We start from the raw sequence: 16,053 nt of genomic DNA, 5'->3' as shown, positions 1-16,053 counted from the left end.
ATGCTATCTCCCTGCGGTGACCACGCCAATGCGGCAGTGGTCACAGGGGCGCTAGGAACTCTTCAGATGGCGGGCGATCACCATGCGCTGGATCTGGTTTGTGCCCTCGAAGATCTGCGGCACCTTCGCCTCGCGCAGGTACCGCTCGACCGGGAAATCGCGGGTGTATCCGGCGCCGCCGAACACCTGGACCGCGTCCGTGGTCACCTTCATGGCGGCATCGGTCGCGACGAGTTTCGCGATCGATGCCTGCTTGGCGAAGGCGAGACCGGCATCGCGGCGGCGGGCCGCGTCCACGTACATGGCGCGCCCGGTCTCCACGCCCGCCGCCATGTCCGCGAGCAGGAATTCGATGCCCTGGAAATCGGCGATCGGCCGGCCGAACTGGCTGCGGCCCTTGGCGTAGGCGACCGCCTCATCGAGCGCAGCACGGGCCAGCCCGACCGCGCAGGCCGCGATGCCGAGCCGCCCGGAATCCAGCGCGGACAACGCGATCGGCAACCCCTGTCCCTCTTCGCCGAGCAGCCGATCCCCCTCCACCTCGACGTTCGAGAAGACCAGCTGAGTGGTCGGCGAACCGGTCAGCCCCATCTTCTTCTCCGGCGGTGTGGCCTCGAGCCCCGGAATCCCGGCGTCCACGAGGAAACAGGAGATCCCGTGCGAGCCCTCTCCGGTGCGCGCCATCAACTTGTAGTAATCGGCGACCCCGCCGTGCGTGATCCAGGCCTTCGTGCCGTTGATCCGGTACCGCGCGCCTTCGGCGTCCGCGCGGGTGCTCATCGAGGCCGGATCGGAACCCGCGTTCGTCTCGGAAAGCGCGTAGCCACCGAGCAACTCCCCGCCGAGCATGTCCGGAAGCCAGCGATCCCGCTGCGCGTCGGTGCCGTACTCGGCCAGCGCGTAGCAGGACATGGTGTGCACCGAAAGGCCGACACCGACGGTCATCCAGGCCGCGGCGAGCTCTTCGAGGCAGGCCAGGTACACCTCGTAACCGAGCCCGGCGCCACCCCAGCGCTCCTGGTACGGAAGGCCGAGCAGCCCGCTACGCCCCAGCAGGCGGAACTGCTCGCGCGGAAACCGTTCCGCCGCCTCGTATTCGGCACTGATCGGCGCCAGCTCCTCGCGCGCGATCTCGGTGACGAGCTTGAGCAGATCGGCCGCTTCCCGGTTGGGCAGGAGTCGTTCGACTGGCACCACAAACCCTCCGAAAGTCCCCACGTAATCTTCTCGGGGAACTTTACCCGCGCCGTATACAAGGAGTCCACGTGATCGTCGTCGGCGGAGAATCGCTCGTTGACCTTGTGCCAACCGAGCACGGGAGGTTGATGGACCCGACACTCGGCGGCGGCCCGTACAACGCCGCGCTCGCGGCGGGGCGCCTCGGCTCGCCGACCGCGTTCTGCTCACGCCTTTCCACCGACCGGTTCGGCGCCGAACTGCTCGCCCGCCTCGAAGAGTCCGCGGTGCGCACCGAACTGCTGCAACGCGGACCGGAACCGACCACAATGGCGGTGGTATCGCTCGACGAGCAGCGCACGGCCAGCTACAGCTTCTACGTTGCGGGCACCGCGGACCGGATGTTCACCGATCCGGGCCCACTGCCCGCCGAGGTCACCGCGCTCTCGCTGGCCAGCTTCGGCGCCATGGTGCTCGAACCGGGGGCCAGCGCCTACGAGGTGATGCTGCACCGCGAGGCGGCCCGCGGGATCGTCACCATGCTCGACCCGAACATCCGTACCGCGCTGATCTCCGATGCCGAGGCCTGCCGCGCGCGGTTCCGCTCCTGGCTGCCCTCGGTCGGGGTGCTCAAGCTCTCCGATGTCGACGCGGAATGGCTCGCCGGTGACCAGCCGGTCGAGGAAGCCCTCGAACAGTGGTGCGCCTCGGGTCCGGCCGCCGTGGTGTTCACCAAGGGCGGGGACGGCATCGAACTGCGCACTCCGAACGGGGACCGGATCGAGGTGCCCGCGGTGCCGGTGACGGTCGCGGACACCATCGGCGCCGGGGACACCGTGCACGGGGCTTTGCTTGCCTGGCTGGACAAGAACGGGATCCAGGACCGTGCCGCGCTCGAGTCGCTGACCGCCCAGCAGTGGTCCGAGGCGCTGCGCTATGCCGGAAAGGCCGCGTCGATCACCGTTTCCCGCGTCGCCGCGGAACCCCCGTACGCAGCGGAAATGGTGTGAATATCGCCACCGAACGCTGCGTGATTTCTCACGTCGTTATGCTTAATCGCACTGCGAAGGCTAGCGTATGCATCGAACACACTAGGACTGAAACCCCAACGGGGTGGTGTACGGGTCGGGCCGTCGCGAACCTACCGGTTTCCCAGACGTCCGCATGCGCGCACGCCCCGCCCAACGCGTGAAGAGGAACGTGCATGCCAGACGCGGCCAACCCACCCCAAACCGTCGCGCTGCGCCACGACGATGGTGAATACGAGCTTGCGGTACGTCAGCCCACCGAGGGCGCGCCGGGTCTCGACCTCGGTAAACTGTTGGCGTCGACCGGATACGTGACCCTTGATCCCGGTTTCGTGAACACCGCTTCGTGCTCCTCGGAGATCACCTATATCGATGGCGATGCGGGTATTCTTCGTTACCGCGGGTACCCGATCGAACAGCTCGCGGAGCGGTCGAATTTCATCGAGGTCTCGTATCTGCTGATTTACGGTGAGCTGCCGACCAAGGCGCAATACGAGGACTTCGCCGAACGGATCGCGCGGCACACCTTGCTGCACGAAGACCTCAAGCGCTTCTTCGACGGTTTCCCCCGCGACGCACACCCGATGCCGGTGCTCTCCTCCGCGGTGTCCGCTTTGTCGACCTTCTACCAGGACTCACTGAACCCCTTCGACGAACCGAACGTCGAGCTGTCCACCGTGCGCCTGCTCGCGAAGCTGCCGACGATCGCCGCGTACGCCTACAAGAAGTCGGCGGGACAGCCCTTCCTGTACCCGGACAACTCGCTCGGCCTGGTGGACAACTTCCTGCGGATGACCTTCGGGCTGCCGGTGGAGCCCTACGAGATCGACCCCGATTTCGCCAAGGCGCTCGACCTGCTGTTCATCCTGCACGCCGACCACGAGCAGAACTGCTCCACCTCGACCGTGCGGCTCGTCGGCTCCTCCGAGGCCAACCTGTTCGCCTCCATCTCCGCGGGTATCAACGCCCTGTTCGGCCCGCTGCACGGCGGTGCGAACGCCGCAGTGCTCAACATGCTCGAGGGCATCCGGGACGACCACGGCGATGTGGACACCTTCGTGAAGAAGGTGAAGAACAAGGAAGACGGCGTGAAGCTGATGGGCTTCGGGCACCGGGTCTACAAGAACTACGACCCGCGCGCGAAGATCATCGCCGCCACCGCCGAGCGGATCATCGGCAAGCTCGGTGGCGACGACGAACTGCTCGACATCGCCAAGAAGCTCGAGCAGCGGGCCCTCGAGGACGACTACTTCGTGGAGCGCAAGCTCTACCCGAACGTCGACTTCTACACCGGGCTCATCTACCGCGCCATGGGCTTCCCGACCAAGATGTTCACCGTGCTGTTCGCGCTCGGCCGGCTGCCCGGCTGGATCGCGCACTGGCGGGAGATGATCAACGACCCGGCCAACAAGATCGGCCGCCCGCGCCAGCTGTACACGGGTGCCGCCGCCCGCGATTTCGTAGAGCTGGACAAGCGCTGAGCTGACGGCGCAGCACGCGCTCGCCCTGGTCTGCCGCGTCAAGGGGACATTCCCTTGTGCACGCGGTGACCAGGGCGAAATGCTTTCCGGGCAAAGGTTTCAGCGTTTCACGGCCCGGATGTAGCCGAGCCGGTAGCGGTCGGCATGCGGGCGCCCACCTCCACGGTGTACTCGGCTTCGGTGTATTCGGCCGGAAATCTCGTACCCGGTCGCGAGCGTGCGCTCCGAAGGCAGCGCCCACCACACCGGCGAACTCGAAATCACCACATTCACCGGACGCACCTACCGAAGCAGCCCGGGAAATTCACAGTCCGTTCAGCGTCCGGCCGACCAGATCAGCCACCGCTGCAACCAATTCCGGTGAGCGCGGAACGCCGTAGCCGAGCCGGTGAGTCAGCACGTCCTCGGCGTCCAGTGCACCCGCATTGCGCACGGCGAGGACGACTTCGGCCGCGGTGTGTGTGGTGCCCGGGAGGGTCCTGCCGAGTTCGGGATCCAGTTCGGCGAGCGCGGCCGCCCCGTTGTTCTGGGTTCCGGACAAGGCCAGTTCGCTTGTCGCACAAGGCTTTCCGGTCACCCCGCTCGCCCTGATCGCGGCATCGGCGATCTCCCGGGCACCCAGTTGGTTCCCGTCCTGCACGAGGAGAATCCCATCGCGCGCACGCACTCGGTATCGCGGCCACGCCCACAAGCCATCCACTGTGGACCCACACAACAGGTGCTGCGAATCGAGGGGAAAGGCGCTCGATGAACGGGTGACCAGACCGGCGCGTTCGTTACCGGGCAGCACAGACCACGACCGCGATCGGTGCGGATCGGTCACCCGGATCACCACCCGCGCCCGGATCGAACACTGCGCGCCGGTACGCAGATCGGTGGTGAGCGCCCCGGTGGCCAGCAACGCATCGGCACGCAGGTGGGAAAGGATCCGCGCGCCCGAAGCAGCGGCGGTACGGCACAGGGCGAGAACATATCTCGTCGAATCCGGGATCCAGGTGGTGAACGCGAGCAGCGCACCACGCAGCTCGGCTTGCCGCAAACCGGGAAGGAGCGCAAGTGCCTCGGCGACCGGGATCCGCCGCGAAGGTGGCAGCAGTCGCGCGGGTATCCGGGCGCCGATCCGCTGCCCATCGGTGATCCGCAGGCGAGCGGCCAGCGAACGCTCGGAACGCGCGCCATACAACGGAAAGACCACCGGCAGCGGACGCACCAAAGCGGGCGCGATCCGCAGCCGGGCCGCCTGCTCGGCCATCGCGCGCCGGCTCAGCGCGAAAGCCGGCGGTTCGGGGAAGCTCGCCGCGGCCAGGTCACCGGGCGTCAGCAGACAGACCGAGAGCCCACGCGCGGCGGCATCGAGCGCGGTCGCCGCGGCGATCGCGCCCTGCCCGGCGATGAGCACATCGACCCGCTCCCCCGCGGTGAGCGCCTCCAGTTCCCGCGCCCGCCGCGCGGCGTTCAGGGCATCAGAGACGGACAAGCATTTTGCCCGTATTGGCCCCGCTCAACAGGTCGATGAAGGCCTGCGGGGTGTTCTCCAGACCGTCCACGATGGTCTCCCGGTAGCTGACGCTGCCATTGACCACGAGCGGGGCGACCTCCTTGGTGAACTGGCCGGCCATATCGTAGTTGTCGCTGACGATGAACCCGCGGATGGCGACCCGCTTCGAAACGATGAAGAACAGGTTCCGCGGTCCGGGCTCGGGCTTTTCGTTGTTGTACTGGGAGATCGCGCCGCACGCGGCGATCCGGCCGAAATCGTTCATCGCGAACAGCGCGGCCTCGAGGTGGTCCCCGCCGACGTTGTCGAAGTACACATCGATACCGTCCGGGGCCGCGGCGCGCAGTGATTCGGCGACCGGGGCGTCCTTGTAGTTGAAGGCCTCGTCGAAACCGACTTCCTCTTTCAGGTAGCGGACTTTCTCCGCCGAGCCCGCGCTGCCGATGACCTTCGACGCGCCGAACTGCTTGGCGAGCTGCCCGGCGAGCGAACCGACTGCTCCTGCCGCGCCGGACACGAAGACGACATCCCCCTTCTTGAATTCCGCCATGCGGATCAGCCCCACATAGGCGGTCATCCCGGGCATGCCGAGCACCCCGAGATAGGCCGAGGACGGCGCGGCCGCGGTGTCGATCGTGCGCGCGCTGCCCGCGGAGACGATGGCCTTGTCCCGCCAGCCGAGGCCGTGCAGCACATGGTCACCGGCGGCGAACTTCTCGCTGCGGGACTCGAGAACCTCGCCGACCGCGCCGCCCCACATCGCCTTGCCGACCTGAAACGGCGGGGCATAGCTGCGCCCCTCGTTCATCCAGCCGCGCATCGCCGGGTCGAGGCTGATGAACTCGTTGCGCACCAGGATCTGCCCATCCTCGAGCCCGGGAAGCGGGGTCTCGACCAGAGTGACGTTCTCCAGCTTCGGCCACCCGCTCGGCCGGGACGCGAGGTGGAATTCGCGGGCATTCTCGGTCATTCTCGTTCCTCCATGTGTTCAGCGAAAAAGGAAAGCACCCGCCGCCAGGCGTGTTCGCTCTCCTCGTGGCAGTAGCCGAATCCGGTGAATTTCGCGAGCACGTTCAGCGGACCGGCGATCCGATTGGCGAAACTGTGCCCGGCGTTCGGATATTCCATGACATCGTGCGGGATATTCCGCTCGGTCAGTTTGGTTTCCAGTTTATCCGCCGCCCCGGGAAGGGTGCGGTCCTTCTTGCCGAAGCTCGCCACGATCGGGCAAGCCTCGTCCAGGACGGAAAGATCCTTGGGCAGCTGCCCGTAGTACGGCGCCGAGGCGTCGAAGCCCTTCGCGGCGGCGACGAGCGCGAACCCGCCACCCATACAGAATCCGACGACGCCGACTTTTCCGGTGCAGTCCGGGCGATCGGCGAGCAGGCCGCGCGCGGCGTCGATATCGTCGAAGGCCGGGCCCTGTCCGGAGAGCATGGCGCGGAACACGGTCTTGATGCACCGGATCCCGCCTCTGCTGTACAGGTTCGGGGCGAGCGCGAGATAACCGGCGCTGGCGAACCGCTCGGTGATCGCCTTGGTGTCATCGGAGAGACCGATCGCATCGTGGATGACCACGACACCGGGATGATTACCGGCACGCAGCGGCTCGGCGAGATAGCCACTGATCTGATCGCCGGAGATGGTGGGAACGGTGATATCCATACACCAAGACCGTACTCACCGGTAGCTCATCCGAGAAGCCGTGTCAGGAACCCGATCAGGTCAGCTCGGACCTCGTCGGCATTGGTCTCGTTGAACAGTTCGTGCCGGGCTCCCGGGTAGATCCGCTCGGTGAACGCGAGGCCCCGGATGCGGTCCATGCCCGTCCTGGTCTCGGCGATCGGCACCAGCTCGTCCTCGTCCCCGTGCACCCACAGGCAGGGCAGCGCATCGCCGAGCGGATGGTCGAAGTCGATGGTGGTCAGGCAGCGATCGATCGCCTCGAGGGTGGCGCGCTTGAACGGGCCGTGCCAGATCAGCGGGTCCTGGGCGTAGGCCTGCCCGACGGCCGGATCCCGGGACAGCGTGGACACGTCGATCGGCTCGTCCGGGATCTCCTCGTACTCGAGTTGATCGACCGCCTGCCAGGTGCCCAGGACCGGGCTGGAGAGCACGAGCGCGGTCAGGTCCTCCGGGAACCGCTGGGCGTACCGCGCGGCGATCATCCCGCCGAGCGAGTGCCCGAGCAGCACCAGCGGAAGGCCAGGGTATTCGGTGCCCGCCCACTGGGCGACGCGCCGCACATCGTCCACGACCGATTCGAAGTCCTCGATGAGCACCCGCTCCCCCTCGGACTCCCCGTGACCCACATGATCGGCACCGACCACCGCGGCTCCCGCCCCGCACAGGGCCTCCGCGAGCGGACCGTATCGGCCAAGGTGCTCACCGTAACCGTGCGAGAGCACGACCAGGAATCGCGCGGACGAATTCGGCCAGTGCCGCACGGCAAGGGTGCCTGCATGACCCGGCAAAGCGAACGAATTCATGGCTCAAGTCCAGCACAATCACCAGAGTGAGCGACGCCTCACCCAATAGTGTGAAACACTTAGTACAGACGTCACCACGGAGGCGTCATTTCCCTCTCACAGTTCAAGAGCGCGGGAAAGGGGCCAGACGAACGTGATCAAGGTGCTGCTTGCCGACGACGAGGACCTCGTCCGATCAGGGCTGCGCATGATCCTGTCCAGCGCGGGGGACATCGAGATCGTCGCCGAATGCGATGACGGGATCGGGGTCCCCGAACTCGCGCTCCGCCACCAGCCGGATGTCGTACTGCTCGACATCCGGATGCGCACCACGGACGGGCTCGCCGCACTGCGCAAACTGCGCATCCTGCCGCATCCCCCCTCGGTGGCCATGCTGACCACGTTCGACGTGGACGAGTACGTGAGCGAGGCGCTGCGCATCGGGGCGAGCGGCTTCCTGCTCAAGGACACCGATCCGCACCAGCTCGTGCGCGCGGTGCGGGATCTGGCCGCGGGCGGGGCGGTGCTCGATCCCGGGGTCGCCGCGCGAGTGCTGGCCACCGTGGCCGACGGGGAACGCGCGGCCGAACCGGCGCGGCGGATGCTCGACTCGCTTTCCGCGCGGGAACGGGATGTCCTCGCGCTGATCGGCCAGGGGCTCTCGAACGCGGAGATCGGCGGGCGGCTGCACCTCTCCGAGGCCACCGTGAAGGGCTATGTGTCCTCGGTGCTCGGCAAGATCGGCGCGGTGAACCGGGTCCAAGCGGCGCTCGTCGCCTATCGGGGCGGACTCATCGCCTGAGAACACATCCAGACGCCCTGCGCGACGCGGTACCGTCCGGTTATGACGGCCGATGTGCAGGTACCTGAAGTGACTGGGGTGGTCGGTGGCGGAACGATGGGCGCGGGAATCGCCCACGTACTGCTCGAACGCGGTTCGAAGGTGACCGTCGCCGAGGCTTCCGCGGAACGCGCCGCGGCGGCCCGGGACGCGGTCGCCGCCTCGCTGAACAAGGCCGCCGAGCGCGGTAAGCTCGGCATCACACCGGAGAAGCTGCTCGCCCACCTGTCCACTGTGGACTCGATCGCCGGGCTACCGGAGAACGCGGGCCTCGTCGTGGAGGCCGTGCCGGAACGGCTCGAGCTCAAGCAGCAGGTGATCGCCGAGCTCGGGACGGTCTGCCCGGACGCGGTGCTCGCCACGAACACCTCCTCGCTCTCGATCGGCGCCATCGCGCGAGCGGGCGCGCGCGAACGAGTGGTCGGCATGCACTTCTTCAACCCGGTTCCCGCACAACAGCTCGTGGAACTGGTGATACACGAAGACCTGGACGAGCGGATCCTGGCCAGTGCTCGGTCCTTCGTGGACGCGCTCGGCAAGACCGGAATCGAGGTGCGGGACTTCCCCGGGTTCGCCACCTCCCGGCTCGGTGTCGCGGTCGGGCTCGAAGCTATCCGGATGCTCGAGGACGGGGTCGCCGGCGCGGAGGACATCGACACCGGGATGACGCTCGGCTACCGCTGGCCGATGGGCCCGCTGCGGCTGACCGACCTCGTCGGGCTCGATGTGCGGCTGGCCATTGCCGAACACCTCGCCGTGGAGCTCGGCCCGCGGTTCGAGCCGCCGAAGCTGCTGCGGGAGAAAGTCGAACGCGGAGAGCTGGGCCGCAAAACCGGCCGCGGGTTCTTCACATGGTGAAGTTCACCGTCCGGCCTTACACCATCGAGGACCGCGAACCGGCCTTCCAGCTGCGCAGGCTGGCCTTCGGCGGGCCACGCATCAGCGCGGCCTGGGAGGCCGCACGGGACGGGTGGCGCGGGTTCGTGGTCGAGGACGCCCGCGCGCTGGCCGGATTCGCCCGGGTGCACGCGCACGGCCAGTTCTTCGGCGGCCGCTCGGTGCCGATGGGCGGGGTCGCCGCGGTCTGCGTGGCCCCGCACGCGCGCGGGCACGGGATCGCCGGGCAGCTCCTGCGCGCCTGCCTCGAATCGATGCGCGAACACGGCCAGGCGATCAGCGCGCTGTTCGCCTCGGTCCCGCCGCTCTACCGGGCCAACGGCTGGGAGTACTGCGGGGTCGGGCAGTCGGTATCGCTGCGCCCGGAATTCCTGCGGCTGGCCGGGAAACCGGTCGGCGAGGCGAGCATTCGCAGGCCACGCGAGTCCGATGTGGACAGCATGCGCAAGTGGTACACCGAGTTCGCCTCCGGAGTGGACGGCATGCTCGACCGCGATGAGCTCGGCTACCCGGCAGCGGATGTGCTCTCCGCCGATGTGGGCGAGCTCGTGGACGGCCGCGGCTACCTGACCGCGCGCCGGGAGAACGAGCCCTGGCTGCAGGTGCAGGACTTCATCGCCCGCGACCGGGACACCGCGCTGGCCCTGCTCGGCTCGCTGGCCAGCTGGTCCGGGCAGCTCGACGAGGTCCGGCTGCCGGTGCTCGACCCCGCGGTGCACGACCTGGTGCTCGGGTGGCCGGAGTTCAGCACCGTGTACACGCACCCCTGGATGCTGCGCGTCGTGGACCTGGAGGCCGCGCTGCACGCCCGCGGTTGGCCGAGCGCCGAACTCCTGCGCCCGGCCGCGGTGGACATCGAACTGATCGACGAGGTCGCGCCATGGCAGGCCGGGCGGTACCGGATCGAGGTGGACGGCGAGGTCGGCGTGCACCGCGGCGGCAGCGGGGCGGTCCGGTTCACCGCGCGCGGGATCGCCGCCTGGTTCGGGGGCACCGCGACCATGGACTCACTGCGGCGCAACGGGCTCGCCGCGGGTGACCGGGAACACGACGCGGTGCTGGACACGCTCACCGGTGCACCGAGGGTGCCCAGACTCGGTAACCATGTGTGGTGACCGGTCCACGGCCAGCTGAAATCCCTCGGTGGACTCAGCGCGGTCTCAGCTTGGTGGGTAACACTGTGTTCATGCGGATCCTTGTCGTCGACGACGATCGTGCCGTGCGCGAATCGCTGCGGCGCTCGTTGCAGTTCAACGGCTACCAGGTGGAACTGGCCGGAGACGGTCAGCAGGCGCTGGAGCTGATCGCCGATGCGCGCCCGGACGCGATGGTGCTCGACGTGATGATGCCCCGCCTCGACGGGCTCGAAGTGTGCAGGCGGCTGCGCGGCGAAGGCGATGACCTGCCCATACTCGTACTCACCGCGCGTGATGCCGTCTCCGACCGGGTCTCCGGACTGGACGCGGGCGCCGATGACTACCTGCCCAAACCGTTCGCCCTCGAGGAACTGCTCGCCCGGATGCGCGCCCTGCTGCGCCGTTCGGCGGCCGAGGCCGAACAGGCCAACACCCCGGCGATGCGGTTCGCCGATCTGGAACTGGACCCCGGCACCCGCGAGGTACGCAGGGGCGAGCGCTCCATGAGCCTCACCCGGACCGAGTTCGCCCTGCTCGAGCTGTTCATGGCGCACCCGAAGCAGGTGCTGACCAGGGGCCGCATCCTCGAGGATGTGTGGGGATACGACTTCCCCACCTCGGGAAACGCGCTCGAGGTCTATGTCGGTTACCTGCGCCGCAAGACCGAGGCGGACGGGGAACCACGGCTGATTCACACCGTGCGCGGCGTCGGTTACGTGCTGCGCGAGACCCCGCCGTGAGCACATCGAGGACACCGGGGTCATCGGGGTGAGGCAAGAGGTATCGGGCAGGCGGTTCTCACTGCGGGCGCGGCTGACCCTGCTCACCGCCGTATGCGTGGCGGGCGCGGTCGCGGTCGTCTCGCTCGGTGCCTTCCTCACCGTGCAGTCCAATCTGTACGGCCAGGTCGGCACCGATCTGCTGCAGCGCGCCTACGCGGCATCCAAGCAGGCACCGAGCCCGGACCGTGGCGGGCTCACGCTGACTTTCGGCAATCAGCTCGCGGTCTCGGATACCAGCTTCGACGTGGTCGACGTGAACGGCGACTCGCACGTGGTCGGGCGGGATTCCCGCGCCTTCAACGACTCCCTCATCGGTGCCGACGAGCGGGAGGTCGCCGAGGGGACGGCGGCCTATTCCACCCGCGTCGAGCAGGGCAGGCAGGTCGTGGCGGTGCCCTACCTCGACGGGTACGCCCTGGTGGTCGCGCAATCGTTGGCCCCGCAGAAAGAAGTGCTCAAACGGCTGGCCCTGGTACTGATCGTGGTCTCCGGGGCGGGGATCGTGGTCGCCGCGCTCGCCGGGACCGCCGTGGCCCGCGGCGGGCTGCTCCCGGTACAGCGGCTCACCGCGGCCACCGAACGGGTCGCCGCGACCAATGACCTGCGCCCGATCCCGGTCACCGGGGACGACGAGCTCGCCAGGATGACGACCAGTTTCAACGCGATGCTCGCCGCGGTCGCCCTGTCTCAGGAACGGCAACGCCAGCTGGTCGCCGACGCGGGGCACGAACTGCGCACCCCGCTCACCTCGCTGCGCACCAACGTGGAACTGCTCGTCGCCTCGGAGAAGGCCGCGAGCTCGCACAGCGGTCCGACGCTCACCGAGACCGACCGCGAGGAGATCTATGCGGATGTGCGCGCCCAGCTCGACGAGCTGACCACGCTGATCGGGGATCTGGTGGAACTCGCCCGCGAGGACGGGGCCGAGATCGTGTCCGAGCGGGTCGAGCTGAACGATGTCGTGGAGCGGGCCGTGGAACGCGCCCAACGCCGCGCGGGTGACATTCGCTTCGAGGTGAGCCTCTGCCCATGGGTGCTCGAGGGCGATCCGGCCACGCTCGAGCGTGCGGTGCTGAACCTGCTGGACAACGCGGTGAAGTTCAGCCCGTCCGAGGGCACCGTCGCGCTGCGCATGGCGCCGACCGGGGACGGCACGGTGACCATCGAGGTCGCCGATTCCGGGCCCGGGATCACCGATGCCGATCTGCCCAAGGTGTTCGAGCGCTTCTACCGGTCCTCCGAGGCGCGCACCATGCCCGGTTCCGGGCTCGGACTGGCCATCGTGAAGCAGTCGATCGTGCGGCACGGCGGTACCGTGTTCGCCGGGCGCTCCATCGGCGGCGGTGCGCTGCTGACGATCCGGCTGCCCGGCGCACCGGCCTGATCCGGCCACGGACCGCGCGCGCCCATTGGGCCGTTCGGTGAGCTTGATCGGCCACCTGGGCGAGATGTTCGAGTCTGTTGGATTCGGTGCGTGTGCGGCCACCGAGCTCGGTGACGAACTGGTCTCATGTGCGCCTGTTGTCGGCAACAATGCCGTCTTTCCGTCTGACTCTCAAGTGTTCGACTGTGTAGAATCTTGATTGTTCCACGGTCGGGGCGAATAGAGGTGGCACAGTGCTGGCGCGGCAGCGGCAGTCGCTGATCCTTGAACAGGTGCGCAAGACGGGCGCGGTCCGGGTCAGCGAACTCGTCGAGCAACTCGGGGTTTCCGATATGACGGTGCGCCGCGATCTGGATGTGCTCGCCGGACGTGGACTTGTCGACAAAGTGTACGGCGGGGCGACCTCGGTCGTCGGGAACAGCACCGAGGAACCGGGGTTCGAGGCGAAATCGGTGCGCCAGCTCGTGGAGAAGGAAGCGATCGGGGCACTCGCCGCGAAGATCGTCCGCCCGTCCACCGCGCTCGGCCTCTCCGCGGGAACCACGACCTGGACCCTGGCCCATTACCTCGCCGACATCCCCGACCTGACCATCGTCACGAACTCCACCCGGATCGCCGAGGTGCTGCAGAGCCCGCACCGGCCGGACCGGACAGTGGTGCTCACCGGCGGGGTGCGCACCCCATCGGACGCGCTCGTCGGGCCGATCGCGGTCAACACCATGGCGAACCTGCACCTGGACCTGCTCTTCCTCGGGGTGCACGGGATGGCGGCCCGGTCCGGGTTCACCACGCCGAACCTGGAAGAGGGCCAGGCGAACCGGGCGTTCATCGACGCGGCCGCGCGCACCGTCGTGCTCGCCGACCACACCAAGTGGGGCACCGTCGGCATCTCCACGATCGCGGACCTCACCGAGGCCGATGTCCTGGTCACCGATGACCGCATCGAGGAGGATGCGCGTACCGTGCTCTCCGAACACGTCGGTGAGCTGCACATCGCCGCCCCGCACCGCAGGGGCTCGGCGACCGCGTGACACCGATGAGCCAGATCCGATGAAGGCCGTTGAGAGCCGATGAGAACGGAGAACACCCGCCGCGTGCGCAAGACAACCGCGAAACTCGCCGATGGCCGGGAGATCGTCTACTTCGACGACTCCCCGGACGCGCCCGCGCGCACGGCCGTGGACACCAGAGACCTCCCGGAACCCGCGCCGTACTCGGAGATCCGGCTCGACCCGCTCTCCGGGGAATGGGTCGGCCTCGCCGCGCACCGCCAGACCCGCACCTATAAACCACCCGCCGAGGTCTGCCCGCTGTGCCCCTCAGCACCCGGGCATCCGAGCGAGATCCCCGAATCCGATTACGACGTCGCCGTCTTCGAGAACCGCTTCCCCTCGTTCGCGACCGAGGTCCCGGACGTCAGGACCGAGGTGGTGCCCGGGATCCCGCTGGTGCGCAGGGCGCCGGGACGCGGGCGCTGCGAGGTCGTCTGCTTCACCTCCGAACACTCCAGCTCGTTCGCCGAGCTCTCCCCCTCCCGGGTGCGCAGCGTCGTGGACGCGCTCGCGGACCGCACCAGCGCGCTCGGCGAGATTCCCGGGGTGGAACAGGTCTTCCCGTTCGAGAACCGGGGTGAGGACATCGGGGTCACCCTCTCGCACCCGCACGGGCAGATCTACGGCTATCCGTTCGTCACCCCGAAGACCGAGAAACTGCTCGCCCGCGCGGGGGAACACAAGCGCGCCACCGGAAGGGCGCTGATGGGCGACCTGCTCACCGGGGAACGCGCGAGCCGGGAACGGATCATCGCCGAATCGGAGCACTGGACCGCGTTCGTGCCCGCGGCCGCGCGCTGGCCGGTCCAGGTGCAGCTGGTCCCGCACCGGCAGGTTCCGGACATTCCCGCGCTCACCGAGGCCGAACGCGAGGATTTCGCGCCCGTGTATCTCGACGTGCTGCGCCGGCTGGACGCGCTCTACGCCCTGCGCCTGCCCTATATCGCCGCCTGGCATCAGGCCCCGGTGCACACTGGGCGCGAACTCGCCTGGCTCTACCTCGAGGTGTTCTCCATTCGCCGGAGTGCGGATAAATTGAAATACCTGGCGGGCTCGGAGTCCGGGATGGCGGTGTGGATCAACGACGTCACCCCGGAACAGATCGCCGAGAAGCTGAGGGCGGCCGGGTAGACGACAGGGAGGCGCCGTGGACACCGAGGAACCGGACCGAGCACCACGACACCTCCGGGGTGGCCTGTTCTTCGGCGCGCTGCTGCTCGTGCTGGTCATCGGCGGGCTCGCCGGTGCCGTCGGCGGTTACCTCGCCGGATCCGATGAGCAGCCGAGCGCCCAGGCACCCGCCCCGAACTCCCTGGACGCGCCGCCGCCCGCCGAACACACCGCGGCCGCGCCCGCGGGCACCGTCGAGGCCACCGCGCAGCACGTGCTGCCGACCGTCGTCGAGCTGCAGTCCTCCGGCGGGCGCGGTGGGGTCACCGGTTCCGGCGTGGTGTTCAGCCATGACGGGCTGATCCTGACCAACGAGCACGTCGTCACCGGAGGCGGCGGGGATTCGCTCGTCGCCTACTGGCAGGACGGGCGCACCGCGACGGTCCGGGTGGTCGGCACCGACCCGACCTCCGATCTCGCCGTGGTACGCGCCGAGGGCGTCGGTGAAGTTCCCGCGGCGAACTTCGGGCGCTCCGACAGCCTGCGGGTCGGCCAGCAGGTCGTCGCCTTCGGTGCCCCGTTCCGCCTCGCGGGCACCGTGACCACCGGGATCGTCTCCGCGCTGCATCGGCCGACCCGCGCCGGCGGCGGTCAGGGCGAGCAGGCGACCGTGATGGACGCGGTGCAGACCGATGCCGCCATCAACCCCGGCAACTCCGGTGGCCCGCTGGTCGCGCTCGACGGCACCGTGGTGGCCATCAACTCGGCGATCTACAGCCCGCCGACCAGTGGGCTCGGCAACGGTGAGGAACCGCGCGGCAATCTCGGGCTCGGTTTCGCCATCCCCATCGACCAGGCCAAGCGGATCGGCAGGGACCTCGCCGAGAAGGGCACCACCACCCAGGCCGTGCTCGGGGTCAGCGTGCGCGACGATCCCCGCCGCGGCGCCGTGGTCATCGAGGTCACCCCGGGTGGCCCCGGCCAGCGCGCGGGCATCCAGACCGGTGAGGTGATCACCGGGGTGGACGGGCGCCCGATCGACTCCGCGGACGCCCTCGTGGCCGCGGTGCATGCGGCCGCCCCGGGCACGACGCTGAGCCTCGCGGCCGGTTCCCGCACCGTGCGCGCCACCCTCGATGGCAAGCAGGTCGGGCGGCGCTGAACCGGTTTCCCGGCGGAGAACCGGACGGGCGTACCCGT

The 16,053-nt window shown here is 68.5% G+C and carries 15 protein-coding genes; 10 read left to right on the top strand and 5 right to left on the bottom strand.

Annotated elements, in window-relative coordinates:
* Positions 1–51: 51 nt before the first annotated feature.
* The gene (locus tag A37U_RS0133900) at positions 52–1,194 is read right to left on the bottom strand and encodes an acyl-CoA dehydrogenase family protein (RefSeq protein WP_026197901.1); all 1,143 of its coding nucleotides are present in this window, start codon (positions 1,192–1,194) and stop codon (positions 52–54) included.
* Between the two features lie 71 nt (positions 1,195–1,265).
* Here A37U_RS0133900 and A37U_RS0133895 point away from each other — a divergent pair, with 71 nt between their 5' ends.
* Both A37U_RS0133895 and A37U_RS0133890 read left to right on the top strand, forming a co-directional pair.
* Positions 1,266–2,186: a carbohydrate kinase family protein gene (locus tag A37U_RS0133895; RefSeq protein ID WP_020501109.1), complete on the top strand. Its 921-nt coding sequence runs from the start codon at positions 1,266–1,268 to the stop codon at positions 2,184–2,186.
* A gap of 194 nt (positions 2,187–2,380) precedes the next feature.
* On the top strand, positions 2,381–3,685 hold the full coding sequence (locus tag A37U_RS0133890) for a citrate synthase (protein ID WP_020501108.1): 1,305 nt from the start codon (positions 2,381–2,383) through the stop codon (positions 3,683–3,685).
* A gap of 304 nt (positions 3,686–3,989) precedes the next feature.
* Here the strand turns inward: A37U_RS0133890 and A37U_RS52765 are convergent, their stop codons facing one another.
* From A37U_RS52765 to A37U_RS0133870, 4 genes are read right to left on the bottom strand one after another with little or no spacing between them, the layout of a single operon-like run.
* On the bottom strand, positions 3,990–5,162 hold the full coding sequence (locus tag A37U_RS52765; protein WP_020501107.1) for an FAD-dependent oxidoreductase: 1,173 nt from the start codon (positions 5,160–5,162) through the stop codon (positions 3,990–3,992).
* The gene (locus A37U_RS0133880) at positions 5,149–6,153 is read right to left on the bottom strand and encodes an NADP-dependent oxidoreductase (protein ID WP_020501106.1); all 1,005 of its coding nucleotides are present in this window, start codon (positions 6,151–6,153) and stop codon (positions 5,149–5,151) included. The genes A37U_RS52765 and A37U_RS0133880 overlap by 14 nt, the downstream gene beginning before the upstream one ends.
* A complete protein-coding gene (locus A37U_RS0133875) occupies positions 6,150–6,848 on the bottom strand; it encodes a dienelactone hydrolase family protein (protein ID WP_020501105.1) in 699 nt (232 codons plus the stop codon). Before A37U_RS0133875 ends, A37U_RS0133880 begins: the two co-directional genes overlap by 4 nt.
* Before the next feature lie 26 nt (positions 6,849–6,874).
* Positions 6,875–7,672: an alpha/beta hydrolase gene (locus A37U_RS0133870; RefSeq protein ID WP_040589450.1), complete on the bottom strand. Its 798-nt coding sequence runs from the start codon at positions 7,670–7,672 to the stop codon at positions 6,875–6,877.
* Positions 7,673–7,805: 133 nt separating this feature from the next.
* On the opposite strand from A37U_RS0133870, the gene A37U_RS0133865 reads away from it, so the two are divergent.
* From A37U_RS0133865 to A37U_RS0133830, 8 genes are all read left to right on the top strand, one after another.
* Positions 7,806–8,453 carry a response regulator gene (locus A37U_RS0133865; RefSeq protein ID WP_020501103.1) on the top strand — a complete coding sequence of 216 codons (648 nt, stop codon included), beginning with the start codon at positions 7,806–7,808 and terminating at the stop codon, positions 8,451–8,453.
* Between the two features lie 42 nt (positions 8,454–8,495).
* The gene (locus A37U_RS0133860) at positions 8,496–9,350 is read left to right on the top strand and encodes a 3-hydroxyacyl-CoA dehydrogenase family protein (RefSeq protein WP_020501102.1); all 855 of its coding nucleotides are present in this window, start codon (positions 8,496–8,498) and stop codon (positions 9,348–9,350) included.
* Positions 9,344–10,504 (top strand): GNAT family N-acetyltransferase, encoded by a 1,161-nt coding sequence (locus tag A37U_RS46750; RefSeq protein WP_020501101.1) that lies wholly within the window; start codon positions 9,344–9,346, stop codon positions 10,502–10,504. Before A37U_RS0133860 ends, A37U_RS46750 begins: the two co-directional genes overlap by 7 nt.
* Positions 10,505–10,575: 71 nt before the next feature.
* Positions 10,576–11,265 (top strand): response regulator transcription factor, encoded by a 690-nt coding sequence (locus A37U_RS0133850; RefSeq protein ID WP_026197897.1) that lies wholly within the window; start codon positions 10,576–10,578, stop codon positions 11,263–11,265.
* 28 nt (positions 11,266–11,293) lie between these two features.
* Entirely contained in the window at positions 11,294–12,691 is a 1,398-nt protein-coding gene (locus A37U_RS0133845; RefSeq protein ID WP_020501099.1) for a sensor histidine kinase, read from the top strand.
* Between the two features lie 233 nt (positions 12,692–12,924).
* A complete protein-coding gene (locus A37U_RS0133840) occupies positions 12,925–13,722 on the top strand; it encodes a DeoR/GlpR family DNA-binding transcription regulator (RefSeq protein ID WP_020501098.1) in 798 nt (265 codons plus the stop codon).
* A 39-nt stretch (positions 13,723–13,761) separates the two neighbouring features.
* The gene (gene galT, locus A37U_RS0133835; RefSeq protein ID WP_020501097.1) at positions 13,762–14,874 is read left to right on the top strand and encodes a galactose-1-phosphate uridylyltransferase; all 1,113 of its coding nucleotides are present in this window, start codon (positions 13,762–13,764) and stop codon (positions 14,872–14,874) included.
* A gap of 16 nt (positions 14,875–14,890) precedes the next feature.
* Complete coding sequence (locus tag A37U_RS0133830; protein WP_020501096.1) at positions 14,891–16,015, top strand: S1C family serine protease; 1,125 nt, start codon at positions 14,891–14,893, stop codon at positions 16,013–16,015.
* Positions 16,016–16,053 lie beyond the last annotated feature (38 nt).

It is taken from the genome of Sciscionella marina DSM 45152, from assembly GCF_000379465.1.
Lineage (GTDB): Bacteria > Actinomycetota > Actinomycetes > Mycobacteriales > Pseudonocardiaceae > Sciscionella > Sciscionella marina.
Note: the sequence above shows the minus strand (reverse complement) of the source record. Positions and strands in the feature narration are given on the sequence as shown.